This window comes from Neisseria canis, assembly GCF_900636765.1.
Classification (GTDB): domain Bacteria; phylum Pseudomonadota; class Gammaproteobacteria; order Burkholderiales; family Neisseriaceae; genus Neisseria; species Neisseria canis.
On record NZ_LR134313.1, the window covers coordinates 1463479 to 1488281 of the forward strand.

A 24803-nucleotide genomic window follows, 5' to 3' on the forward strand; every position below is an offset into this window, starting at 1 on the left:
TTGGTTGTCGCCGGATGGTTCCGTATCGCGTACCCTAAATCGTTGTTCGGAAAACAAGCATTACAGATGCTGTGGCGAAGCTGATGCTTCCTATTGGTTTACCTGCAGAATATAAAGAGGCAATCATGCAATTATCAGGTGCACAAATACTCGTGCAGAGTCTTAAAGCCGAAGGCGTGGATTACGTTTTTGGTTATCCCGGCGGCGCAGTTCTCGAAATTTATGATGCGCTTTTTCAATTAAACAAATTCAAGCATATTTTGGTTCGCCATGAGCAGGCAGCGGTGCATGCGGCAGATGCTTATGCCCGCACCAGCGGCAAGGTGGGTGTGGCTTTGGTCACTTCCGGCCCGGGTGTAACCAATGCGGTAACAGGTATTGCTACGGCATATTCTGATTCCGTTCCAATCGTGGTGATTTCGGGGCAGGTAGGTACGCCCGCAATCGGCAGCGATGCGTTTCAGGAAGTGGATACTGTGGGTATTACCCGCCCATGCGTAAAACACAATTTTCTGGTTACCGACATCAATGATTTGGCAACCACGATTAAAAAAGCGTTTCAAATTGCCGCCAGCGGCCGCCCCGGCCCCGTGGTTGTGGATATTCCTAAAGATGTTACCCAGGCGATGGCGAAATTCAGCTATCCGCAAGAAGATATCTTTATCCGTTCATACCAGCCGGTTACGCAAGGCCATACAGGGCAAATTAAAAAAGCGGTGCAAATGTTTGCTTCTGCCAAACGGCCTATCGTTTATTTTGGCGGCGGTATTGTTTTAGGCAACGCCCATCAGGAATTGATTGACTTTGTCAAACTTACTGGCGCGCCGTGTACCGGAACGCTGATGGGGCTTGGCGCCTACCCTTCAAGCGACCGCCAATTTGTGGGTATGCTGGGTATGCACGGTACTTATGAAGCGAATCTGGCCATGCAAAATGCCGATGTGGTATTGGCCGTCGGTGCGCGTTTTGACGACCGTGTGGTTTCCGTGCCTTCAAAATTCTTTGAAAAGGCCAAGAAAATCATTCATGTCGATATCGACCCTTCAAGCATTGCCAAACGTGTCAAAGTGGATGTGCCGATTGTAGGCGATGTGAAAAACGTTTTGGCCGAAATGATCGGTTTGTGGAAAAAACAAGAGCTTCATCTTAATGAAACCGCACTTGAAAAATGGTGGCAGACAGTTGAAAACTGGCGCAGCCGCGATTGCTTGTGGTTTGAAGACGATGGAGAGCTTATCAAGCCCCAATATGTGGTTCAGAAGCTGGCAGAGGTAACCAATAATTCCGCGATTATTACGTCGGATGTGGGGCAGCACCAAATGTTTGCCGCGCAATATTATCCGTTTGAACGCCCGCGCCAATGGCTGAATTCCGGCGGTTTGGGTACGATGGGTGTGGGCATACCTTATGCAATGGGTGCCAAACTGGCGGCGCCTGATCAGGATGTGTTCTGTATTACGGGCGAAGGTTCTGTTCAGATGAACATCCAAGAGCTCTCAACCTGCTTCCAATACAAACTGCCGATTAATATCGTTACGCTGAATAACGGTTATTTGGGCATGGTCCGCCAATGGCAGGAGCTTTATTACAGTAACCGTGAATCGGAAACTTATTTTGATTCCCTGCCGGATTTCGTCAAATTGGCCGAAGCTTATGGCCATGTAGGTATCCGTGTACACAATAAATCCGATGTCGAGGGCGCGCTGCTTGAAGCGTTGAAACAGAAAGACCGTTTGGTGTTTTTGGATTTCATCACGGACAAGAAGCAGAATGTGTTCCCAATGGTGGGCAACGGTAAAGGCTTGGATGAAATGGTGTTGCCGCTCCATATGCGCCAAACCCCCCAAGATTCCGATGTGAATGATGTAACAGACCGCGATTACGATACAAGGAGCGTGCCATAATGCGACATATATTATCTATCCTGATGGAAAACGAATCAGGCGCGATGAGCCGCGTGGTAGGTTTGTTTTCGGCCCGCGATTACAACATTGACTCGCTTTCGGTTGCCGCTACCGAGGATAAAACGCTTTCCCGTATGACTATCGTAACCAATGGCGACGAAACCGTTATCGAGCAGATTACCAAGCAGCTGAACAAGCTGGTTGAAGTGATTAAAGTGGTGGATCTTAATGAAAGCCGCTTTGTGGAACGGGAGCTGATGTTGGTGAAACTGCGCGCCGTCGGCAAAGACCGCGATGAGTTTTTACGGCTCACCGAGATCTACCGCGGCAGCGTTGTGGATGTTACAGACAAAACCTACACTGTTGAAATCACAGGCTCTTCCGATAAACTCGATTCATTTTTGGAAACCGTTGGAAAAGCGCAGATTCTTGAAACCGTGCGTACCGGCGCAGCCGGTATCGGTCGCGGCGAGCGGATTTTGAGAATTTAGATTTATCCTGTGTTCATTTAGCCGTTTGGTTTCAGACAGGCATGTAAATATTGGATGCCTGTCTGAAAAATAAAAATTCAGAAATTAAAGCATTTGTGCCGACACCATTTCAGTATCGTAAGTTGTAGAGGAAGAAAAGGGATGAGCAAGGTTAAGATTACCGCTGTTATCACGACGAAGCCCGAGCACCGCAGCGAGCTTTTGGAAGTATTGAGGAATTTGGTTGCCGCCAGCCGAAAGGAAGCGGGCAATATCCGGTATGACTCGCATCAAGATACTGAAAATGAGAACAGATTTGTATTTTTTGAAAACTGGCAAAACGCCGAAGCGGTTGACCGGCACAACGCTTCGGAACATTTTCAAAGCTTTTTGCAGGCGATAGAAAATAAAGTTGAAGACGTGGAAGTGATGCTGCTGAAGGATGTTTCTGAAAATATTGATTAACCCCCGATTTGCTACCTGCTTATTGTTTACTTAAGGAAATTTCACATGCAAGTTTTTTATGATAAAGATGCTGATTTGTCATTGATCAAAGGTAAAACCGTTGCCATTATCGGCTATGGTTCTCAAGGACATGCCCATGCTGCAAACCTGAAAGACTCAGGTGTAAACGTGGTAATCGGTCTGCGCCGAGGCGGTTCGTGGAAAAAAGCCGAGGCTGCCGGCCATGATGTACGCAGCGTTGCGGATGCAACCAAAGCGGCCGATGTGGTAATGATTCTGCTGCCTGATGAAAACCAGCCTGTCGTATATAAAAACGAAATTGAGCCCAACCTGAAAGAAGGTGCCGTATTGGCATTTGCCCACGGTTTCAACGTTCACTACAACCAAATCGTTCCGCGCAAAGATTTGGACGTAATCATGGTTGCGCCCAAAGGCCCGGGTCACACCGTGCGCAGCGAATACTTGAAAGGCGGCGGTGTGCCGACCCTGATTGCGATTTACCAAGACCAATCCGGTAAAGCCCGTGATATTGCGATGTCTTACGCAGCGGCCAACGGCGGTACCAAAGGCGGTGTGATTGAAACCAACTTCCGTGAAGAAACCGAAACCGATTTGTTCGGCGAACAAGCCGTATTGTGCGGCGGCGCCGTAGAGTTGGTGAAATGCGGTTTCGAAACATTGGTGGAAGCCGGTTATGCGCCGGAAATGGCTTACTTCGAATGCTTGCATGAGTTGAAACTGATTGTAGATTTGATGTATGAAGGCGGCATTGCCAATATGAACTACTCGATTTCCAATAATGCGGAATTCGGTGAATATGTAACCGGTCCCGAAGTGATTACGCCGGCAACCAAAGAAGCGATGAAAAAAGCGCTTTACCGCATCCAATCAGGCGAATATGCCAAAATGTTCATTCAAGAAGGCGCAACCAACTACGCCAGCATGACCGCACGCCGCCGCTTGAATGCGGATCATGAGATTGAAAAAGTAGGCGCACAGTTACGCGGCATGATGCCGTGGATTGCCAAAAACAAATTGGTTGATTTGGATAAAAACTAATCAGCGGATTATTTGGAAGTATGTGAAAATGCCTGTCTGAAAAAAGCTTCAGACAGGCATTGTTTTGTGTTGATTGGATGAAAGAGGTAGCCTTATTGGCCAAGCCCTGCGTCACCGCTGTCTATTGACCAGGGCGTGCCGAAGCGGTCGGTAACGATACCGAAGCCTCGGGAAAAGAAAGTTGCTTCAAACGGCATTTCGATTGTACCGCCTTCTGCCAGGGCATCGAAAATGCGCCGGCCCTCTGAAGGGGTATCAACGCTGATGTTGATTTGCATACCTTGAGGTTTCTGATAGCCGCTGCCTGTGGCGCATAGCTCGGAGACAATGTCGGATGCCATTAAGGTTTGCGAACCGATTGTTAACTGGGCATACATGATTTTTTGTTTATCGGATTCGGATAAGGGCGGCATATCGGGTTCAGGCGGCATATCGTTGTATGTATAACGATCGGTTATTTTACCGCTGAAAAGTTGCGCGTAGAATTCAATGGCTTCGGCGCAATCGCCGTTGAAGTAAAGATATGGAATGAATTTCATGGTGTTCTCCTTGTGTGGTTTGATTGGGAGAAGCCCGTTTGTTTTCAGACAGGCCTTGCGGCAATAGTAAGGTATTTAAAGAACAGCTATTTATCACGGATTGCGCTGGGCTTTGATAAATTCAAACAGCAGCTTGGGCAGATTGACGGTAATCGGCGGATCGCTGGATTGGAAGGGACGCATGTTTAAGCTTACTTTAAGCGGAGCGGCCAAAGGAAAGCAAATGGGTTCGGGGTGGATGCCGCGCAGGCAGTGGTCGAGGCGGAAATAGTGCAAAGGGTTGAGGCTGGGTTCGATTTCGCAACCGAGCAGGTAATAAATACCGTTGGGCACATTGCGGATTGAGAAACTTCTGGTATGGAATAAGGCATTGCCGACTATGGGTACTCCGCGGGGGATAGGCTCGGGAAACAGGCCGGCAAATACTACGCTGTGCGGATTTGCGCCTGAAATGGAGATGCTGAGAGGATGCGGTTGCAGGTGTTTTTCAGGCTCGAAGCTGTAATGGGGAAGGGCGCGGGAGGTGTGATCGGAAACCTGTTCGTTAAAAATGCGGCTTACGGCTGCTGCCTGGTTGCGGTAGTCGCGCGGGGTTTGGCCTGTGTGCAAATGGAAGCGCCGGCTGTATGTGCCTGCACTGGCATGGCCGGCTTCCAGTTGCGATTCGATAATGCTTTTGCCTTCAACTAAGGGCTCGATGCCTTGTTCGATTTTGAGGGCGGCAATGTAGTCGCGCATGGAAATGCCTGTCTGAAAATGAAACCAGCGGCTGAGATAGAAGCGGCTGTAGCCGAAGTGTGCGGCAATATCGGCAGGTGTGGGATTGTCTTTCAGACAGGCTCTGATATGGGCGGTTACCTCTTCTAGCGAAAGCATAAAATTAGCCCTCATCAGGCTCTGTAAAGCCGACAGTGGTGGTTAAGGTAAAAGGTGTGTCAACATAATCTTCCAAACCTTCGCATTCAAAACGATAAACGCCCTTGATGGTAACGGAAACGCTGCCGTCAGCATTGGCTTGGAAAGTTAAGGATTCGATATCAATCGGATGGTGCACATTATCCAGATAAATGGATCCGTCGATATAGGGCGTGGTTCGGGTGGCTGCTGCATCATTAAGGGGAAATCGGAAGGTTCGGCCGATTAAATCCTCCGGTTGGAGCGAAGGCAGCCTGATGCTGTCGAGACGGATTTCGGTTTCTTCTTCGTCATAGTCTTCGTGCCATTTGAATGGGTGCAGCGGTATGGTTAAGGAAGCATTATCAGGTAAGCCAAGCAAAACGGCGTAGTGTGGGCGTAAAAGATGTGTAGGAAATTTCATAGCAGGCATCCTGTGAATTATCGGCGGGCAAAAAAGCCGTTTGAAAGGTTTCAAACGGCTTGGATATATTGCGGCTTTATTGTGGAATACGCAGTTTTTGACCCGGGTAGATTTTGTTCGGGTCGCTCAACATGGGTTTGTTGGCTTCAAAAATCTTCATGTATTGGTTGGCATCACCATAGTATTTTTTAGCAATCGCGGATAAGGTGTCGCCGCTGACTACGTCATGATACTGGGCTTCGGCAGCAGCAGGATATGAAAGCTTGTTTTCAACATCGGATACACCGGTTACGTTGCCCGCAGCCAAAACCGCTTTTTCTGCCGCTTCCTGAGAAGGTGCAGACCCGCTTAGAGTTACCTTGCCGCTGGCTCCATCGAAAGCAACGCTTAATCCGCTCAGGCCGAGATTCTGTTTTTCGATATAGGTTTGGATGGCAGTCGCAGCTTTTTGGTTTAATTCTGCCATATTGGCAGCGGCAGCGGCGGCCACTTCTTTTTCGTCTTTACCAAACAGTTTTTCACCTGCGTTTTTGATGAAGCTAAACAAGCCCATTTTTGACTCCTTAAATATATTGTTTGAAAAATCCGGCGCACCGGGTTTGTGCATGATTATATGCTCAATTAAGTTTGGCAAGCATTACAACGGGGTATTACTTTGTTTTACATAAAATAAACTATTCGAAAGCGCGGGCAAAAATGCCTGTCTGAAAAAATTCAGACAGGCATTTTTTAAAGTAAAAAAGGGAAGTATCTGCTTTGACCAGAAAGCTATACAGATAAACCGATATTTTTCAGCATTTATCCATTGTTTGTTACCAGGCTGTGACAATGGCTTGTGTTTGCTTTACAAAGGTTTGGGAAATTGTATGTTTATTGGTAACAATTGTTAATATTTTGTTAAGTTATTATATTTTGAATTTTTAGATAAAATATTTAGTGTGATCTTAATGTTTCTTGATTAAATATGATATTTGTATACTAAATATCATATTTATTATAGATTGGTTGGTTGATATTATTAAAAATAATAACAAAAGTTATTATTTTTAATCTTTTTAAAGGTTTTATTTTGTTAAAAATTTATTTTTAATGTTTGTTTTTTTTAACAATTGCAAAAAAATGTTGATTTTTAGGTTGACAATACAAATTCCGATATTGGATAATTCATTCATCTAAGAACAGTTATCTTGGATTCTACCAATTGTATATATGATGTTTGATTTTTAATATATATAATTCATTCTTTAAATATGATATTTAATAATCTAAGGGAGATGTCGTATGAATAAAACATTAAAAACTCTATGTTTGGCTTCTATTTTTGCTGTTTCTATGCCGGTTTTTGCTGATAATACTGAGCATAGTGTTGAAATTCATGGTGATAAAGAGGCAGTTGCTCCAAGTGTTAGTGCTCCTGTTTCAAAAATTGAAAGTAGTGGAAAAACTCAAGGCATGATTAATTTTAGCGGTCTTGTTTACGCTAGTTCATGCTATATTGAAACAAATTCAGTAAAGCGTAACGTTGAGCTTCCAAGAGTAGAAAGCAATCTTTTGAAGAAAGAAGGCCAAGTTGCCGGTCAAACAAAATTTACTTTGCAGTTAACAAACTGCCCTGTTGTGGCTGATAAAGAAGGTGATCGTAAGACAGGCGTAAAAATCTACTTTTTGAATGACCATCATGCCATTAATCAGAATACTGGTAATTTGGTTGATAACTCCTCAGCTGCCAATAAAGCTAAAAATGTGGAAGTTCAGCTTTTGAATGCAAGCGGTAATAAGATTGACCTCCGTAAATCGGCAAATGAACAGGAAGTTGAAATTAAACAATTGGCTGCTTCTTCAGATCCGGTTTTTGATTTTACTGCGCAATATTATGCTAACGGTACAGTAGAGCCTGGTGTTGTATTTACAACTGTTCCGTTTGGTTTCGATTACCAATAAACATAAACAATAGTAAAATATTCGCTACTCTCCCTACCAAAGCGAAGTAGGGAGAGTATTTTTTAAAACACACGGTGAAAAATGATTATGAGAAAAATATTAATAGGCTTTGTTATGGGATTGGCTGCATTGTCTGCGCAGGCAAATGTGGTAATCGGCACAACCAGAGTTGTTTTTAATGCAGATAAACCGATAACAACGGTTCAGTTGCAAAACACTGGAACAGCGCCGTCTTTAATCCAATCGTGGCTGGATTTTTCGGAATTCAATGCTGTTGAAACGGGCAAAAAAGCACCATTCATCATTACGCCTCCTGTGACAAGGATTGAGGCAGATACGCGACAAACATTACGCATCCGTTATACCGGTGAACCTCTCGCACAGGATAGGGAAACTTTGTTTTATTTGAATATTTTGGATGTTCCGCCCAAACCGAAAAAAGAACAGTTAGCCGAAAGCGGCAATTATATACAGTTTGCTGTAAGAAGCCGTTTGAAGTTTTTCTTTAGGCCTGCCAATCTGCCATATAGCGTTAATAATGCATATGAAAAAGTAACTTGGCATATTATTGATAAAAAGCTGGTTGCTAAAAATCCTACACCTTATTTCATTACTTATTCGGGGTTGAGTTTATTAGCTAAAAATGCCGCACAGCAGGATTTGGAGGAAGGAGGCATGGTAGCCCCTTTTTCTGAACACTCATTCCAATTGCCAAAACAGCCTTTGCAGGCCGATTCAGTAGAATGGCATTTGATTAATGATTATGGAGGCTCTCAGAAAGGCCGTAGCGCTTTACAATACTAAAATTAAACTACTTTATTATAAATAAAGGCAATGAAATTTTCTGAAAGGGGAAAAATGAAAAGAAATCATTGCTTAACGATTTTAAGTTCAACTATTTCATTGGCTTTATCTTCATTCGCTTATGCAGCAGACGAGGTTGAGGCTGAATTTGATACATCTTTTTTTAAAACCAGTATAAATCAAGCTCCGGTTGATACAAATCGTTTTAAATACGGCACGCCGATTGCGGCAGGGGAATATTATTCTGATATTTATGTTAATGGAAAGTTTCGCGGAAACTCATTAATTAAATTTGTCGAAAATGATAAAGCGCCTATATCAGGGCTGTGTTGGTCCCAAAACTTGCGCAATCTGTTGGAGCTTAAACCAGAAGCTGTGGTTTTAGAGCCCGATGCTGATGCTTGTGTGAGCGCGGTTAAAGCTTTGCCCGGTATTAAATTAAAATTTAATATATCTGAGCAGCGATTAAATGTGGAAATACCTCAAGCCTTAATGGTGGCTCATCCAGTCGATTATATTCCACCTTCCCGTTGGCAAAACGGCATTACGGCCGCGTTTGTTCGCTATGATTTTCGTGGATATCAATACAATTCAGAAAACAGTCAGAGTAACCGGCAGCAATATTTGGGTATTAGATCCGGTATAAACGCTGGAGGCTGGTCTTTAAGGCAGCAGGGTGCGCAATCTTGGATGAGTGGTAAAGGTGCGGAATATCAACACCATGAACTGTATGCGCAACATGATCTGGATGCTTTGAAAGGCCGTTTTTTAGTTGGGGATTTTTTCTCTAGAAGCGATGTGATGGACGGCTTTGGTCTTCGTGGTGTTGCTTTGGTTTCGGATGACCGTATGTTGCCCGATTCGCTACGAAGCTATGCGCCGGAGATTCAAGGAGTTGCCAATAGTAATGCACAGGTCAGGGTCTCTCATAATAACCAAGTTGTTTATGAAACAACAGTTGCTCCCGGTCCGTTTGTGATTAATGATTTAAACTTAGGCTCTTATTCTGGAGAGCTTCAAGTGGAAGTTATTGAGTCCGACGGAATGCGCCGTTTGTTTACTGTTCCGTTTGCCAGCACACACCGTATGCTGCGTCCGGGAAGAAGCCGCTATACATTGACAGCGGGGAAGTACCGGGAAAATAAAAAGGTTTATGATTCAGCGGTTGTGCAAGGTTCTCTTCAATATGGTTTGAATAATCATCTCACCTTACAAAGCGGTGTTACAGCTACCAACAATTATGTATCTAGTTTGTTCGGAACAGTGTGGGGCGGCAAAATAGGTTCGCTTTCAACAGATTTTATTGTTTCTAGGTTAACGGATGCCGACAAACGGAGTAGAAACAGTCCGCATCTCCGAGTTTCTTATAATAAGACAATTCCCACAACCGATACATTACTGCAAATCGGTATGAAGCAGTATTTCTCCAAACATTCTGATGATTTGCAAAATGCTGTGTATTTGAATGAGCAAAACGCGGGATTTGGTGATGTTTATCATGATGCTTTGAAAAGTCAGTATCAAGTTTCTGTAAGCCAATATTTAGGAAGCGGGCTTGGAAGCTTGTATGTAAGCGGTATTTCGAAAAAATATTGGCATAGAAGCGGATATCAGCATGAATATCAGTTGGGATACGGTAATTCATACCGCAGTATGCAATATCACTTGGGTTTTTCTCAAAAACAAAATCTAGATACCGGTAAGCAAGATAAACAGGCATTTCTCACTTTATCTATTCCGTTTGATGTTGGCACGACGCGCAATGTTTGGTTGAGTTCTTCGCATAGCAGAACCAATCGTGACCAAGCGTACTCACGGATTGCTTTAAATGGTCATGCGGGCTCACATAATCAGTTCAATTACGGAATATCTCTCGGTAAGCCAAACATGGGAGAAGCGCAATATAGTGCTCATGCTAATTATCGTTTTCCGTTTGTAGAAACAGGAGTAGGTATAAGTGGCAACAGAGATAACAGTCAAATTTCCTACAATTTGACAGGCGCTGTGGTCATTCATCCCTATGGACTCACATTAAATCATGATTTAAGTGACACTTTTGCGCTGGTTCGGGCAAAAGGTGCTTCAGGTGTACCGATAAAAAACGGAAATGGCAGTAAGTTGGATAGGTGGGGTTATGGCGTAGTCGCGTCTTTAACTCCTTACCGTTCTAATTTTATTGGTGTTGATGCGGAATATTTGCCTGATGATATTGAACTTTCTGCTACGGAAAAAGCAATAATACCCCGGGCCAATACTGTAGGTTTTATCGATATGGCCGCAAAGAAAGATAAGATTGTTTATTTCGATACTCAACTGGAGGACGGATCTTTTCCGCCGATGGCCGCAGAGGTGTTAGATGAGCAAGGTGAAGTTGTTGGCTATAGTGTGCAAGATGGTCGCTTATTTGTGAAAAATATTCGGCCGTCAGGAAAACTCACGGTCACTTGGGGCGAACATAAGAAAGACAAATGCACACTTTCATACAATTTGAATCAGCTTAAACCCAAATATAATATTTATTCTGAAAAATGCGTGTTTTAGCTCATAAGGCTATGTGGAATAAGGAAGAATAATGAAAAAACACTTTACGGTTTTTCCTGCTGTTTTCGCTTCGGCATTATTTTCTACTTCTTGTTGGGCGGAAGAACCCATTACCTTATCTGTGGGAAAGTGTGAAATAGAATATAGAGAGGAAGATTCAGTTGGAGAGTTGTGCGGCACCAATCAGCAGATTATATTGTCGGATAAAAGTGAAGAAAAAACCGCTATCTATGCCCGTATCCCTGAGACAGCAATGGTTTTGCCGGTAGGAGGCGCTGATAACCAACTTTATAAAGTTATCGGCATGGATAACAGTATCGGTGTCGATTTCAAACTCAATCAGCAAAGTTTGAACTGGGGTGAGTGGGTTAAAATTGGCGAGACCAATCCGGCAAACCATCAAAATCCAGTTGATATCCAATTGAAATACCGAGTGTTAGGACGTCCGAACGCAGGCGTTTATCAGGTATCAAACGGTACTTCACCGATTGCCCAGATCAAGATAGGCAATCAAATCAAGAATATTGTGGTGAGCCCTGTTAAGGCAACAATAAAATTAAAAACTTGCAGGGTGGACGCTGCCGACTTGAATCAAATTATTGGTTTGCAGAGTATCAGTCTTAGTCAAATCAGCTTTTTAGGAAGAGAAGCTAAAGGAGGGGAAGTAAAAATCCGTTTGAACTGCGATGATGGAGTGGAGGCTGTTGCTGCGCTTACTGATATGAACAATCTTTTGAATACAAGTGATATTTTAAGTATTGAACCCTCAAAAGGAAGTGCCAAAGGTGTTGGGATTAAATTATACAGAAAGCATCAGCCGGGAAATGCTTTGAAATACGGACCGGTCAGAGATGTTAAGTTTGCAGGGCATAGGTGGGCGCTGAATATGCAAGAAAAGAAAGACAGTCTTGAATTGGTGGCCAATTATATCAATAAAGATGGGAAAATTTCTTCTGGGAAAGTTAATGCTGCTGTAATGATATCGTTGACTTATTATTAGGTTGAACAAGAGCATAATTTGCATATGGGATATTATGTGATTGCTCTTTAAAAAAATAGGGGCTGCATAGGAAATGCCTGTCTGAAAACTTTTCAGACAGGCATTTCCTATGCAGAAAGTGAAAGAAACAAAACTTTACATATTGAAAAAAGCAGAGATGAAAGCTTTGTAAAATGGGATTTTTGCAGGAAATGCCAGATAAAATATATAATAAAATCAATATCAATAGCAGTGTAATATTTATGGAACAACATGATTGAACTTGAAACAAGTTTTAAAAAAGACTAAGCTGTTTTCAGCACCCTGAATTTATCTGAGCAAGGGCGGCTGCATTTTGACAAAACCATTACAAAATTGAAGGAGAATTATTATGGCAAAAAACTTGAATGTATTTGATAAAGAATACGGCCTTCTGATTAACGGTGAATGGACTAAAGGCACCAAAGGCGAGTTGATGGCTTCGTACAATCCGGCTAACAATGAAGAGTTGGCAAAATTTGTGGATGCCAGCAACGAAGATGTAGATGCCGCAGTAGCAGCAGCGCAAGAGGCGTTCAAGACTTGGAAAAAAACCACTGCTACCGAGCGTGCTTTGATTTTAAACCAAATAGCTGATGTGATTGATGAAAACGCCGAGTTATTTGCTTTGCAGGAAACGCTGGATAACGGTAAACCGATCCGCGAAACACGTGCCGCCGATATTCCTTTGGCATCTGATCATTTCCGTTACTTTGCCAGCGTAATCCGCGGTGAAGAGGGTACTTGCAATCAGTTGGACGAAGAAGATTTATCAATTGTTTTGCGTGAACCGATCGGCGTAGTTGGCCAGATTATTCCATGGAATTTCCCGTTCTTGATGGCCGCCTGGAAAATCGCTCCGGCTCTGGCGGCAGGTTGTACTATTGTGATTCACCCCTCTAGCAGTACTTCACTGAGCCTGTTGTCGTTCGCACAGAAAGTGAATCATTTGTTGCCTAAAGGTGTATTAAACATTATTACCGGCAAAGGTTCTAAATCCGGCGAATATATGCTGCATCACAAAGGTTTCAATAAACTGGCGTTTACCGGTTCAACTGCCGTAGGTCGTCGCGTAGGTATTGCGGCTGCCGAAATGCTGGTTCCCGCCACTTTGGAATTGGGTGGTAAGTCTGCCAATATCTTCTTTGACGATATGCCTTTCGATAAAGCTTTAGAAGGGGCTCAAAAAGGTATTTTGTTTAACCAAGGCCAAGTGTGTTGCGCAGGCTCTCGTATCTTCGTTCAAGAAGGTATTTACGATAAATTTGTGAATGCTTTGGCAGAAGAGTTCAAGAAAGTGAAAGTTGGCTTGCCATGGGAAGATGACACTCAAATGGGCGCACAAGTGAACGCCGGTCAATTGGACACTATTCTGAAATATGTGAAGATTGGAGAACAGGAAGGTGCCCGCATTATTACTGGCGGAAAGAAAATTGAAAGTGGCGAATTAGGTAAAGGCGAATTCGTTGAGCCAACCCTGATTGCTTCTGACAGTAATGATGACCGTATTTCGCAAGAAGAGATTTTTGGTCCGGTAGCAACAGTAATTAAGTTCAAGACCGAAGAAGAAGTGATCAAAATGGCCAACGATTCCGAGTACGGTTTGGGTGGTGCAGTTTGGAGTAAAGATATCAACCGCTGCCTCCGCGTTTCCCGTGCATTGGAAACAGGTAGGGTTTGGGTAAACTGCTATAACCGCTTGCCGGCAGGTGCTCCGTTTGGTGGTTACAAAACATCTGGTATCGGTCGTGAAACCCATAAAATGATGCTTGCTGCATATACACAGGTGAAAAACATCTATATCAGCACACGCGAAGAGCGCGAAGGCATGTATTGATTGGGTGAGACAGGCATAATGTGATATGCCTGTCTGAAAAAAGCTGTCTGCCAACTATGTTGCAGACAGCTTTTTTGTAGGTATTTAAGTTGAATTAATTTTCTTAAAGATAAAAAACAAGCATTTGAAAAAAATTCAAATGCTTGTTTAAAGTGGTGCCCGGAGCCGGAATCGAACCGGCACAGCCGTATTAGGGCCGACGGATTTTAAGTCCGTTGTGTCTACCAATTTCACCACCCGGGCGATTACTTATTTATTAAGGCTGCTTATGGCAGCCTTAATAAAGGTGTGGAGGCGGGGGCGCGGATTTAAACCGGCCTATATGAAGGTTGCACCCCTCACAGCATAAACACTCTGCCACCCCGCCGTAAGCTGGATGTATAAACAAATTTTGGAGGCGGGGGCGCGGATTTTAACCGGCCTATATGAAGGTTGCACCCCTCACAGCATAAACACTCTGCCACCCCGCCGTAAACCGGATGTATAAACAAATTTTGGAGGCGAGAGTCGGAATCGAACCGGCGTCCACGGCTTTGCAGGCCGCTGCATAACCACTCTGCCATCTCGCCATATTCAAAAACAGCTTTAATAAAATTAAGCTGTTTGGAATTTGGAGCGGGAAACGAGTCTCGAACTCGCGACCTCAACCTTGGCAAGGTTGCGCTCTACCAACTGAGCTATTCCCGCTTTGGGCATATTCGATAATTATGGAATGTTTGGAGCGGGAAACGAGTCTCGAACTCGCGACCTCAACCTTGGCAAGGTTGCGCTCTACCAACTGAGCTATTCCCGCTTTGGGCATATTCGATAATTATGGAATGTTTGGAGCGGGAAACGAGTCTCGAACTCGCGACCTCAACCTTGGCAAGGTTGCGCTCTACCAACTGAGCTATTCCCGCTTTGTTCGTAATGCAGAAGCAAGGCTGTCTGCAAAAGAAGACGCCATTATAAATATTTTAAAATTTGTGTCAAGAGATTGGTTTAATTTTTTTAACGGATTTCCTGCCAAGCCATTTTTAAGTAATAAAACATTGACCAGATGGTTAATACGGATGCAATAAACATCAGGATGTTGCCTATGATTAAGAGGTTTAAGCCATAGAAATTGTCTAAGCCTATCAGTAAACACAGAATGGCTGCCATTTGGGCTGTTGTTTTAAATTTGCCTATGGTTGCTACTGCTACGCTGCCTCGTTTACCCATTTGCGCCATCCATTCGCGTAATGCTGAAATGGTAATTTCTCTTCCGATGATGATCATGGCGAAAAGGGCAAGTGTGCGGTCTAGCTTGACTAGTAGAATCAGCGCAACAGCTACCATCAATTTGTCGGCTACCGGGTCTAAGAAAGCGCCGAAATCTGATGTCTGCTTCCATCTGCGGGCTAAAAAACCATCGAACCAGTCGGTAACCGCGGCGGCTGTGAAAATGAAGGCAGCAGACCAATTGATGGTTTGAGGGCTAATCCAATTGTGAGGAAGGTAAAATAAGGCTGTAAAAACAGGGATGAGCAGTATGCGCATCCAAGTTAGAAATATAGGTATGTTCCATGGCATGATTAATGTTCTCTAGCTAGGTCACTTTCAGACAGGCATATTTTGATAAATGCCTGTCTGAATAATTTTATGTATTATAACGGATTAGATGGTGTTTGTTGGAAAGTGGGAATTTTTCGAAAAAAATCTGAATGTGTGTTTGACTTGACAGATAAATGTTAGTGTTTATTTCCGCCTGCGGTGATGTTCAAAATAAGTTATAATATAAAAGTTCCAATTTACTATATTTGTGTTGCTTTCTTGCACGCAGATGCCATATAAACCACTTTTAGATTCAAAGAATTATTTATTATGACCGACCAGCAACGAGAAGAATACGGCGCGGAAAGCATTCAGGTTTTAGAAGGCTTGGAAGCGGTGCGGAAACGCCCCGGTATGTATATTGGTGATACGCAAGACGGCTCAGGTTTGCACCATATGGTGTTTGAGGTGCTGGATAATGCGATTGACGAGGCGCTCGCAGGGCATTGCGATAAAATCAATGTCATTATTCATGCTGATAATTCTATCAGTGTGGAAGACAATGGCCGAGGCATGCCTACCGGAATTCATCCGAAAGAGGGGCGCTCGGCTGCAGAGGTAATTATGACGGTGCTTCACGCGGGTGGTAAATTTGATAATAACAGCTATAAAATTTCCGGCGGTTTACATGGCGTGGGTGTGTCTGTTGTCAATGCGCTTTCTGATTGGGTTACTCTGACTATACATAGGGACGGTAAAGAGCATTTCGTTAAGTTTGTGAACGGAGTGGCGGAAGAGCCTTTGAGAGAAGTCGGCCCTTCAGACAAAAAAGGCACTACGGTGTGTTTTTTAGCGAGTGAAGAAACATTTGGTCATGTTGAATATAGTTTTGATATCCTGGCTAAACGTATCCGGGAATTGTCTTTTTTGAATAACGGTGTAGACATCGAGCTGTTTGACCAACGGGACGGAAAACACGAAAACTTCGCTTTCTCTGGCGGTGTAGCCGGGTTTGTGCAATATATGAACCGTAAAAAGACACCTTTGCATGAGAAAATATTTTTCGCCTCCGGAGAGAAAGACGGTATGGGCGTAGAAGTGGCCATGCAGTGGAACGACAGCTATCAGGAATCGGTGCAGTGTTTTACCAATAATATTCCACAGCGTGATGGCGGCACACATCTCACAGCTTTGCGTCAAGTCATGACCCGCACTATCAATAATTATATTGAAACCAACGAAATTGCTAAGAAGGCAAAAGTGGATACAGCAGGTGATGATATGCGAGAAGGTTTGACCTGCGTGTTGTCAGTAAAGCTGCCGGATCCGAAATTTTCATCCCAAACCAAAGATAAATTAGTGTCCAGCGAAATAGGCCCTGTGGTTAATGAAGTGATTAGCCAGGCTTTGACAGAGTTTTTGGAAGAAAATCCCAATGAAGCAAAAATTATCTGCGGCAAAATCATTGATGCTGCCAGGGCTCGCGAAGCTGCCCGTAAGGCGCGTGAAATTACCCGCAGAAAAGGCGTGATGGATGGTTTGGGTTTGCCTGGTAAGTTGGCTGATTGTCAAGAAAAAGATCCCGCATTATCAGAGCTTTATTTGGTGGAGGGTGATTCTGCCGGTGGTTCTGCAAAACAGGGGCGTGACCGTAAATTTCAGGCGATTTTGCCGCTTAAAGGTAAGATTCTGAATGTTGAAAAAGCACGCTTTGAAAAAATGTTGGCCAGTCAGGAAGTAGCAACATTGATTACTGCGCTGGGTGCAGGTATCGGCAAAGAAGAATTCAACCCTGAAAAATTGCGCTATCACCGTATTATCATCATGACTGATGCTGATGTGGATGGTGCGCATATCCGAACTTTGCTGCTGACTTTTTTCTACCGCCAAATGCCGGAGCTTGTGGAACGCGGTTATGTGTATATCGCTCAGCCGCCGCTTTATAAAGCAAAACACGGGAAGCATGAGCGTTATTTGAAAGATGAGGCTGAGAAGGATCAATTTCTGCTCGGTTTGGCTGTCGATAAAGCGAAAATTGTTTCGGATGGCCGTGTGGTAGAAGGTGAAGAGCTTGAGAAGGCAGCCAAACAATTTTTGCAGGCTAAGTCGGTGATTACTCAGGAAAGCAGGGTAATTGATGATTTGGTTTTGCATGCAATGCTTTTTGCAGAGCCGATAGATTTGTCGTCGCCGCAGGCGGCTGATAAGGCTGTTGAACAATTGACGCCGCTGTTGGATGAAAAAGAAATTGTGTTGGAGCGTATTATCGGCTCAGAAGGCAATGTATTTATTAAAATTACACGCAAGCTGCACGGTAATGTTGTAATCAGTTATATTGAACCTAAGTTTTTGAACAGTAAGGCTTATCAAACACTCAGCCAAACCTCGGAGTTGTTGAAAGGCTTGGTGTCTGAAAATGCCAAGCTGTATAAAGGTGATAACGAGTATGACATTGACAGCTTTGAGGATGCTTTGGAAATTCTTTTGCAAATTGCACAGAAAGGCATGTCTATCCAGCGCTATAAAGGCTTGGGAGAGATGAATCCCGAGCAGCTTTGGGAAACGACTATGGATCCGGCAGTGCGCCGTTTGCTGAAGGTTCGTATTGAAGATGCTATTGCGGCAGACGAAGTATTCGTGACTCTAATGGGCGATGAGGTTGAGCCGCGTCGTGCATTTATTGAAAATAACGCATTAATTGCGCAAAATATTGATGTGTAGAGTGTAAATGCCGAGTCAATAAATCGATACATTTGATGCCTGGCGGATTCGGATTTGAAGTGCAACTTTCCATAACAGAAAAAGGCCGGTATGCGGTAGCATACGGCCTTTCCTGCAAGAAAGATTGCCATGAGCTACACACAACTGACCCAAGACGAACGATACCACATCCAATACCTATCCCGCCACCACACTGTCACCGAAATCGCCAAACAGCTTAACCGCCACAAAAGCACCATCAGCCGCGAAATCAGACGGCACAGTACACAGGAAAAGCCATACAACGCCGAAAAAGCCCAACAGCAAAGCCGGCTTACCAAACAGCGTAAGCGAAAACCCTATAAGCTCCATTCCCGGCTGATTCAACACATCGATACCCTCATCCGACTCAAACTCAGTCCCGAACAAGTGTGCGCCTATCTGTACAAGCACCACCAAATCACTCCACCACAGCACCGTCTATAACTACCTGCGCGACGACAAAAGCAACGGCGGCACTTGGTGGCAGCATCTCAGAATAGCCGGCAAATCCTACCGTAAACGCTACGGCAGTACATGGAGCAGAGGCAAAGTACCCGACCGCGTCGGCATTGAAAACCGACCCGCCATCGTCGACCAAAAATCCCGCATCGGCGACTGGGAAGCCGACACCGTCGTAGGCAAAGATCAGAAAAGCGCATTACTGACCTTGGTCGAGCGGGTTACCCGCTACACCATCATCTGCAAGTTGAAGAACTTCAAAGCCTAAAGACACTGCCAACGCCGTCATCAAGGTATTGAAGGCGCATAAAGCCAGAGTCCATACCATTACCATGGATAACGGCAAAGAATTCTACCGACACATCCGAATAGCCCGGGCATTGGAGGCAGAAACCTATTTTTGCCGCCCCTACCATTCTTGGGAGAAAGGACTGAATGAAAATACCAACGGACTCATCCGCCAATATTTCCCCAAACAAACCGATTTCCGCAACATCAGCCATCGGGAGATACGCAGGGTTCAAGATGAACTGAACCATAGGCCAAGAAAAACACTTGGCTATGAAACGCCAAGTGTTTTATTCTTAAACCGGTTCCAACCTCTACTGTCTGAGTGTTGCACTTGAAATTCGAATCTAAGTTTGTCTAAAACCTGCTTATTTATCCAATCCTTCTTGCACCATTTGGGCAGCGCGTAATACTGCGCGGGCTTTGTTTTGCGTTTCCTGCCACTCGGCTTCTTCGTCCGAATCGGCCACGATGCCGCCGCCGCTTTGGATATATAGGGTTTGGTTTTTGATTACGGCGGTACGGATGGCGATGGCTAAATCCATGTCGTTGTTGAAACTCCAATAGCCTACTGCACCTCCGTAAATGCAGCGTTTTGTCGGTTCCAATTCTTCGATAATTTCTAATGCGCGTATTTTGGGGGCGCCTGATAAAGTGCCTGCAGGAAAGGTGGCTGCTAAAATCTGCATATTGGTAATGCCTGTCTGAAGCGTGCCTTCTACGTTGGAGACGATGTGCATTACATGCGAGTAACGTTCGATAACCATTTTGTCGGTAACGGCAACTTGGCCGGTTTGGCTTACGCGCCCTACATCGTTGCGGCCTAAATCGATCAGCATCACATGTTCGGCAATTTCTTTTGCATCATTCAATAAATCTTGTTCGTTGGCTAAATCTTCGGCGGGTGTCTTGCCGCGAAGACGGGTTCCGGCAATCGGGCGGACGATAATATTGTCGCCTTCGCGGCGTACGAGAATTTCGGGGGACGAGCCGACTACATGGAAATCGCCGAAATGGTAGTAAAACATATAAGGCGAAGGGTTTAAGGTGCGTAATGCACGGTAGAGCGAAAGCGGATTGTCGGTAAATTTCAGTTTCATCCGCTGGCTGGGAACAACCTGCATGCAGTCGCCGTTTAAGATGTATTCGCGTATGCGGCGCACATATTCTTTGTAACGTGCTGCTCCGGTTTCGTGTTCGGGTTCGGTTTTAAGGCTGCCAAGCGAAAGGGGAATGGCGCAGCTTTGGCGAAGCTGGGTGCGCAAATCTTCCAGCCTTTTACGGGCTTTTTCGTAGCTGTCGGGTTCTGTGGGGTCGGCATAAACAATAAGGTAGATTTTGCCGCTGAGGTTGTCGATTACGGCCAATTCTTGCGAAAGCATAAGCAAGATGTCGGGCGTGCCGATGGTATTGGGTTTGTCCTGATTTTGAAAGCGGTGGGCAAAATGTTCGAAATGGTAAATGGTTTCATAGCCGAAATAGCCGACCAAGCCGCCGGTGAATCTTGGCAGATTGGGAATTTCGGGGGTGTTGAAGCGGCTGTGAAAGGATTCTATAAAGGTTAAAGGATTGCCTTCGTATTCTTCAACGACTTCGCCGTTATTGTAGACTTTAATTTGATTACCAGATGCTTTCAGGTAAGTTTGACAAGGCAGACCGATAAACGAATAGCGGCCAAACCGCTCTCCGCCGACTACGGATTCGAGTAAATAGGTGAAAGGCCGGTTGGCCAGCTTAAGGTATAGGGAAAGCGGGGTATCCAGGTCGGCCAGTAATTCTTGAACCAAAGGTATCCGGTTATAGCCTTGATTTGCCTGTTCTTGAAATTGTTGTAGGGTGATCATGGGGTGGACTGTGATAAAAAGTGAATACTTGGCGAGTATAGCAGATTCGTATTAGGCAGTTTGCTTCTTTTCAGACAGGCATTTGGTAAACGGGCATGAGAAAACGCCGTATCTTTAAAGAGCAGATGCGGCGTTTGATGTTTGAATTATTTGGTGCTGTTCAGCATGGCCTGATCCACGCGCTCGCGCAATTCCTTGCCCGGTTTGAAGTGCGGAACATATTTTTCCGGCACTTCAACTTTTTCTCCGGTTTTAGGATTGCGGCCGATGCGGGCCGGACGGTGGTTCAGGTCAAAACTGCCGAATCCGCGGATTTCGATGCGTTGGCCTTTGGCCAGTGAGCGTGTCAGCGTGTCAACTAAAACTTTTACGCTGTACTCAACATCTTTGGCTTGCAGTTGATTGCCGTTTTTTGCGGCAAACACTTCAGCCAAACGAATCATCAATTCGGATTTTGTCATGATGCACCTAAATTATTCTTGATCGCCAGACAACTTAGCTTTCAGCAAATCACCCAAGCTGGTTGTGCCCGCGCTGGCTGTGGCAGCTGCATTAACCGAATTCAGAGCATCACGGCTTTCTTTGGCGTCTTTTGCTTTAACAGACAGCTTGATGCTGCGGTTTTTGCGGTCAACGGTAACGATTACGGCTTCAACTTCATCGCCTTCTTTCAGCTTGGTGGTCAGGTCTTCAACACGGTCGGCAGCGAATTCGGAAGCAGGCAGGTAAGCTTCCACTTCGTCACCCAAAGCGATCACGGCGCCTTTGGCTTCAACTGATTTTACAGTGCCTTTAACCAAAGAACCTTTGTCGTTCACGCTGATGAAGTTGCCGAAGGGGTCGCCTTCCAGCTGTTTGATGCCCAAAGAGATGCGTTCTTTTTCAACATCGATGGCCAATACAACAGCTTCAACTTCTTCGCCTTTTTTGTATTTGCGCACGGCTTCTTCGCCTGATTCGCTCCAAGACAAGTCAGAGAGGTGAACCAGGCCGTCGATATTGCCGGGCAGGCCGACGAATACGCCGAAGTCGGTGATGGATTTAACCGCACCTTTGATTTTGTCGCCTTTGTTGTGGTTGGCGGCGAAATCTTCCCACGGGTTGGCTTGGCATTGTTTCATGCCCAAGCTGATGCGGCGGCGGTCTTCGTCGATTTCCAAAATCATCACTTCTACTTCGTCACCCAATTGAACCACTTTGCTCGGGTGTACGTTTTTGTTGGTCCAGTCCATTTCGGAAACGTGTACCAAACCTTCGATGCCTTGTTCGATTTCAACGAATGCGCCGTAGTCGGTCAGGTTGGATACTTTACCGAACAGACGGGTGTTTTGCGGATAGCGACGGGCCAAACCGCTCCACGGATCTTCGCCCAATTGTTTCATGCCCAGAGAAACGCGTTGTTTGTCTTGGTCGAATTTCAATACTTTGGCTTCTACTTCTTGACCTACTTCCAGAACTTCGCTCGGGTGCTTCACGCGGCGCCAAGCCAAGTCGGTGATGTGCAGCAAGCCGTCGATGCCGCCCAAGTCAACGAATGCACCGTAGTCGGTGATGTTTTTAACGATACCTTTAACCACTGAACCTTCTTGCAGGTTTTCCAGCAAGGCTTTGCGCTCTTCGCCCAAAGTGGCTTCCAGAACGGCGCGGCGTGATACCACAACGTTGTTGCGCTTTTTGTCCAGCTTGATTACTTTGAATTCAACTTCTTTGCCTTCAAAGTGAGAAGTGTCTTTGATGGGGCGAACGTCAACCAAAGAACCCGGCAGGAATGCGCGGATGCTGTTGATCATAACGGTCAGGCCGCCTTTTACTTTGCCGTTGATTACGCCTGAAAGAATGTCGCCGTTTTCCATGGCTTCTTCCAAAGTGATCCAGTCGGCAGCGCGCTTGGCTTTTTCGCGAGACAGTTTGGTTTCGCCGAAACCGTTTTCTACTGATTCGATGGTTACGGTTACGAAATCGCCTACGTTTACTTCAACTTCGCCTTGGGCGTTTTTGAATTCGTTGATGTCGATCAGGGATTCTGATTTCAAACCGGCGTTTACGATAACGAATTTGTCTTCGATGGCAACCACTTCGGCGGTGATGACTTCACCTTGGTTCATTTCTTGTACGGCTGAGTATTCTTCCAATAACTGGGCAAAATTTTCCATGTTATATCAGTCTTTCGATACACGGCTAAGGCGTGCGGGGTGTAGGTGGATAAAAACTTGTTTTCCTTAGCAAAACAAGTAAGGTAAATACAATATTGGCGGGCAGCTTTCATGCTGCCCGCATCAGGAGTTGCGCATTATACAGCGTTTTTAAATTTTTTCATACCAATCAAGTACTTTTTTTACGGACTCTTCTATTGTGAGATGGGATGTGTCGAGCAGCTCGGCATCGGGAAGCCGGAGCAGGGGGGCTGTTTTGCGGCGGCGGTCGGTTTCGTCTCGGGCTTCGATATCGGAAAGGATGCGGTCGTATTCTATGCCTTGACAGGGCAGGCCGAGTTGTTTGGCGCGGCGTTGGGCGCGTGTTTCGGCTGAGGCGGTTAGGAATATTTTCAGACAGGCATCGGGGAAGACCACTGATCCCATGTCTCTGCCGTCTGCGACCAAGCCTTTTTCTGTGAGGAAATCGTGTTGGCGTTGGAGCAGGGCTTGTCTGACTGCGGGCAGGGCGGCTATGGCGGACGCGCCCATGCCTATGGCTTCTGTGCGGATGTCGGATGAGACGTCCTGTCCGTTGAGCAATATGCGCTCCGCTTCGAAAGTGGCGGGTAATTTGGCAGCCAAAGCGGCAACGCCGGGTTCGTTATGCCATTCGGTGTTGTTTTGTCGGGCATAAAGGGCGGTTAGGCGGTAGAGTGCGCCGGAATCGAGATAATCCCAACCTAAAGCGGCGGCCACGCGCGAGGCAACCGTGCCTTTGCCTGATGCACTCGGGCCGTCGATGGCGATAACTTTTTGGCTTGTTTTCATGGGGTTCTCCGCATGGTTTGAATGGTTTGGCATGATACTGGGAAAGCGGTTGTGTTGGGAAGTGTTGTGTGGGTTGGTGGGAATGCCTGTCTGAAAAGGGGATGTTTTCAGACAGGCATTTTCAGACAGGTCTGTCGGCTTGGTTAGGCCAATACGCCGAGAATGACGTCGCTGGCTTTAAACAGGGCGGTGGCGCGCTGGCCGGCGGTTAAATTGAGCTGTTCGGTGCTTTTTAGGGTAATGCCTGCGCTCAGGGTGGTGCCGTCGCCCAAATTGATTTCGATTATGGAATTGACCGTACCGCGGTTAATGTCGCTGATGACGCCGCTTAACTGATTGCGTGCGGAGAGTTTGATGTGGTCGAGATCGGTAGCGATGATGACATTGGTTGATTTGATTAAGGCGATAACGGGGTTGCCGATTTTGAGTGCCAATTGTTGGCAGCTTTCGCAGGTAATGATGGCGGCCAACTCTTGACCTCCGGAAAGGGAGATAATTATTTCATCGTTTACGCTGCCTTTTTTGATGTTTTTGATAATGCCTGTCAATTGGTTGCGAGCACTGGTTTTCATGCCGGAAATTCCTTTGTTTTGATATGTTTGATTGAGTGAATGAAAGTTATCTTACTATGTTAGTAAAAAAATATTAAAGCAATTTATTAAAATTATGATTTTAATGGTTATTTAGGAATGTAAAAAATAATCAAAATTCATAAATGTTGAAAATTTATATGGTTAGGTTTATTGTTAAGGAGGCACTGGAGAGTGTTGTTTATTTTTTAATCATAATTTTAATATTTTTAGTAAGTAAAGGAGCCTGTATGAACTGGGACCAAATAGAAGGTAAATGGGAACAACTTATCGGTAAAGCTAAGGAAAAATGGGGCAGTTTGACCGATGACGACTGGAAAGTGGCCGAAGGTAAACGCGACCAGTTGGCAGGCAGAATTCAAGAACGTTATGGTTATAGCAGGGAAAAAGCTGAAAAAGAGTTGGACGATTGGCTTAATGATAATTAAAACGCTTCCAACCGGATAATCAACAACCCGCGATATGCGGGTTTTGTGTTTTATCGGCCTTGTGTAAGGCATATGGGG

At 45.1% G+C, this 24803-nt stretch carries 21 protein-coding genes, 5 tRNA genes and 1 pseudogene; 12 read left to right on the forward strand and 15 right to left on the reverse strand.

All coding sequences use genetic code 11. The annotated features are described in order from the left end of the window. Positions 1 to 125 precede the first annotated feature (125 nt). The 4 genes from ilvB to ilvC all read left to right on the forward strand — a co-directional run bounded on the left by ilvB (position 126) and on the right by ilvC (position 3898). On the forward strand, positions 126 to 1904 hold the full coding sequence (gene ilvB, locus EL143_RS06885; RefSeq protein ID WP_085416472.1) for a biosynthetic-type acetolactate synthase large subunit: 1779 nt from the start codon (positions 126 to 128) through the stop codon (positions 1902 to 1904). After that, positions 1904 to 2395, forward strand: coding sequence for an acetolactate synthase small subunit (gene ilvN, locus EL143_RS06890; RefSeq protein WP_085416473.1), 492 nt, complete (start codon positions 1904 to 1906; stop codon positions 2393 to 2395). The genes ilvB and ilvN overlap by 1 nt, the downstream gene beginning before the upstream one ends. 141 nt (positions 2396 to 2536) lie before the next feature. Then, complete coding sequence (locus EL143_RS06895; protein ID WP_085416474.1) at positions 2537 to 2839, forward strand: putative quinol monooxygenase; 303 nt, start codon at positions 2537 to 2539, stop codon at positions 2837 to 2839. A 45-nt stretch (positions 2840 to 2884) separates the two neighbouring features. Continuing rightward, complete coding sequence (ilvC, locus tag EL143_RS06900; protein WP_085416475.1) at positions 2885 to 3898, forward strand: ketol-acid reductoisomerase; 1014 nt, start codon at positions 2885 to 2887, stop codon at positions 3896 to 3898. A gap of 92 nt (positions 3899 to 3990) precedes the next feature. On the opposite strand, the gene EL143_RS06905 is transcribed toward ilvC, so the two are convergent. From EL143_RS06905 to lysM, 4 genes are all read right to left on the reverse strand, one after another. Continuing rightward, on the reverse strand, positions 3991 to 4437 hold the full coding sequence (locus EL143_RS06905) for a VOC family protein (RefSeq protein ID WP_085416476.1): 447 nt from the start codon (positions 4435 to 4437) through the stop codon (positions 3991 to 3993). Positions 4438 to 4530: 93 nt separating this feature from the next. Continuing rightward, positions 4531 to 5313 carry a helix-turn-helix transcriptional regulator gene (locus tag EL143_RS06910; RefSeq protein WP_085416483.1) on the reverse strand — a complete coding sequence of 261 codons (783 nt, stop codon included), beginning with the start codon at positions 5311 to 5313 and terminating at the stop codon, positions 4531 to 4533. A 4-nt stretch (positions 5314 to 5317) separates the two neighbouring features. Beyond that, on the reverse strand, positions 5318 to 5755 hold the full coding sequence (locus EL143_RS06915; RefSeq protein ID WP_085416477.1) for a protein kinase family protein: 438 nt from the start codon (positions 5753 to 5755) through the stop codon (positions 5318 to 5320). Positions 5756 to 5831: 76 nt separating this feature from the next. Then, positions 5832 to 6308, reverse strand: coding sequence for a peptidoglycan-binding protein LysM (lysM, locus tag EL143_RS06920; RefSeq protein WP_085416478.1), 477 nt, complete (start codon positions 6306 to 6308; stop codon positions 5832 to 5834). 728 nt (positions 6309 to 7036) lie between these two features. Between lysM and EL143_RS06925 the strand changes: the two genes are divergently transcribed. From EL143_RS06925 to EL143_RS06945, 5 genes are all read left to right on the forward strand, one after another. Further along, positions 7037 to 7696 (forward strand): fimbrial protein, encoded by a 660-nt coding sequence (locus tag EL143_RS06925; protein ID WP_085417514.1) that lies wholly within the window; start codon positions 7037 to 7039, stop codon positions 7694 to 7696. Positions 7697 to 7783: 87 nt separating this feature from the next. Next, positions 7784 to 8500: a fimbrial biogenesis chaperone gene (locus EL143_RS06930; RefSeq protein WP_085417516.1), complete on the forward strand. Its 717-nt coding sequence runs from the start codon at positions 7784 to 7786 to the stop codon at positions 8498 to 8500. A 30-nt stretch (positions 8501 to 8530) separates the two neighbouring features. Beyond that, the gene (locus EL143_RS06935; protein WP_232001256.1) at positions 8531 to 11041 is read left to right on the forward strand and encodes a fimbria/pilus outer membrane usher protein; all 2511 of its coding nucleotides are present in this window, start codon (positions 8531 to 8533) and stop codon (positions 11039 to 11041) included. A gap of 31 nt (positions 11042 to 11072) precedes the next feature. Beyond that, positions 11073 to 12041, forward strand: a complete 969-nt coding sequence (locus EL143_RS06940; RefSeq protein ID WP_085417513.1) for a fimbrial protein — start codon at positions 11073 to 11075, stop codon at positions 12039 to 12041. 370 nt (positions 12042 to 12411) lie between these two features. Beyond that, positions 12412 to 13896, forward strand: a complete 1485-nt coding sequence (locus EL143_RS06945) for an aldehyde dehydrogenase family protein (RefSeq protein ID WP_085417512.1) — start codon at positions 12412 to 12414, stop codon at positions 13894 to 13896. A 153-nt stretch (positions 13897 to 14049) separates the two neighbouring features. Here EL143_RS06945 and EL143_RS06950 read toward each other — a convergent pair. The 6 genes from EL143_RS06950 to pgsA all read right to left on the reverse strand — a co-directional run bounded on the left by EL143_RS06950 (position 14050) and on the right by pgsA (position 15450). Further along, positions 14050 to 14139, reverse strand: a tRNA-Leu gene (locus EL143_RS06950). Positions 14140 to 14391: 252 nt separating this feature from the next. Beyond that, positions 14392 to 14465: transfer RNA gene (locus tag EL143_RS06955), tRNA-Cys, on the reverse strand. A 42-nt stretch (positions 14466 to 14507) separates the two neighbouring features. Then, a tRNA-Gly gene (locus EL143_RS06960) sits at positions 14508 to 14583 on the reverse strand. 30 nt (positions 14584 to 14613) lie between these two features. After that, a tRNA-Gly gene (locus EL143_RS06965) sits at positions 14614 to 14689 on the reverse strand. A gap of 30 nt (positions 14690 to 14719) precedes the next feature. Next, positions 14720 to 14795, reverse strand: a tRNA-Gly gene (locus EL143_RS06970). 91 nt (positions 14796 to 14886) lie between these two features. Continuing rightward, positions 14887 to 15450, reverse strand: coding sequence for a CDP-diacylglycerol--glycerol-3-phosphate 3-phosphatidyltransferase (pgsA, locus tag EL143_RS06975; protein WP_085417511.1), 564 nt, complete (start codon positions 15448 to 15450; stop codon positions 14887 to 14889). A gap of 291 nt (positions 15451 to 15741) precedes the next feature. Between pgsA and gyrB the strand changes: the two genes are divergently transcribed. Both gyrB and EL143_RS06985 read left to right on the forward strand, forming a co-directional pair. Further along, complete coding sequence (gene gyrB / locus EL143_RS06980; protein WP_085417510.1) at positions 15742 to 18132, forward strand: DNA topoisomerase (ATP-hydrolyzing) subunit B; 2391 nt, start codon at positions 15742 to 15744, stop codon at positions 18130 to 18132. Positions 18133 to 18261: 129 nt separating this feature from the next. Continuing rightward, positions 18262 to 19238 (forward strand): annotated as a pseudogene (locus EL143_RS06985) (IS30 family transposase). Between the two features lie 30 nt (positions 19239 to 19268). On the opposite strand, the gene trpE reads toward EL143_RS06985, so the two are convergent. The 5 genes from trpE to EL143_RS07010 form a co-directional block, all read right to left on the reverse strand. Then, positions 19269 to 20744 (reverse strand): anthranilate synthase component I, encoded by a 1476-nt coding sequence (gene trpE / locus EL143_RS06990; protein ID WP_085415639.1) that lies wholly within the window; start codon positions 20742 to 20744, stop codon positions 19269 to 19271. Positions 20745 to 20890: 146 nt separating this feature from the next. Further along, entirely contained in the window at positions 20891 to 21205 is a 315-nt protein-coding gene (locus EL143_RS06995) for an integration host factor subunit beta (protein WP_085415638.1), read from the reverse strand. Between the two features lie 12 nt (positions 21206 to 21217). Continuing rightward, the gene (rpsA, locus tag EL143_RS07000) at positions 21218 to 22897 is read right to left on the reverse strand and encodes a 30S ribosomal protein S1 (RefSeq protein WP_085415637.1); all 1680 of its coding nucleotides are present in this window, start codon (positions 22895 to 22897) and stop codon (positions 21218 to 21220) included. A gap of 150 nt (positions 22898 to 23047) precedes the next feature. After that, positions 23048 to 23707: a (d)CMP kinase gene (gene cmk, locus EL143_RS07005; RefSeq protein WP_085415636.1), complete on the reverse strand. Its 660-nt coding sequence runs from the start codon at positions 23705 to 23707 to the stop codon at positions 23048 to 23050. 143 nt (positions 23708 to 23850) lie between these two features. Continuing rightward, positions 23851 to 24279, reverse strand: coding sequence for a TOBE domain-containing protein (locus EL143_RS07010; RefSeq protein ID WP_085415635.1), 429 nt, complete (start codon positions 24277 to 24279; stop codon positions 23851 to 23853). Positions 24280 to 24527: 248 nt separating this feature from the next. Between EL143_RS07010 and EL143_RS07015 the strand changes: the two genes are divergently transcribed. After that, positions 24528 to 24725: a CsbD family protein gene (locus EL143_RS07015; RefSeq protein ID WP_085415634.1), complete on the forward strand. Its 198-nt coding sequence runs from the start codon at positions 24528 to 24530 to the stop codon at positions 24723 to 24725. Positions 24726 to 24803: the final 78 nt, after the last annotated feature.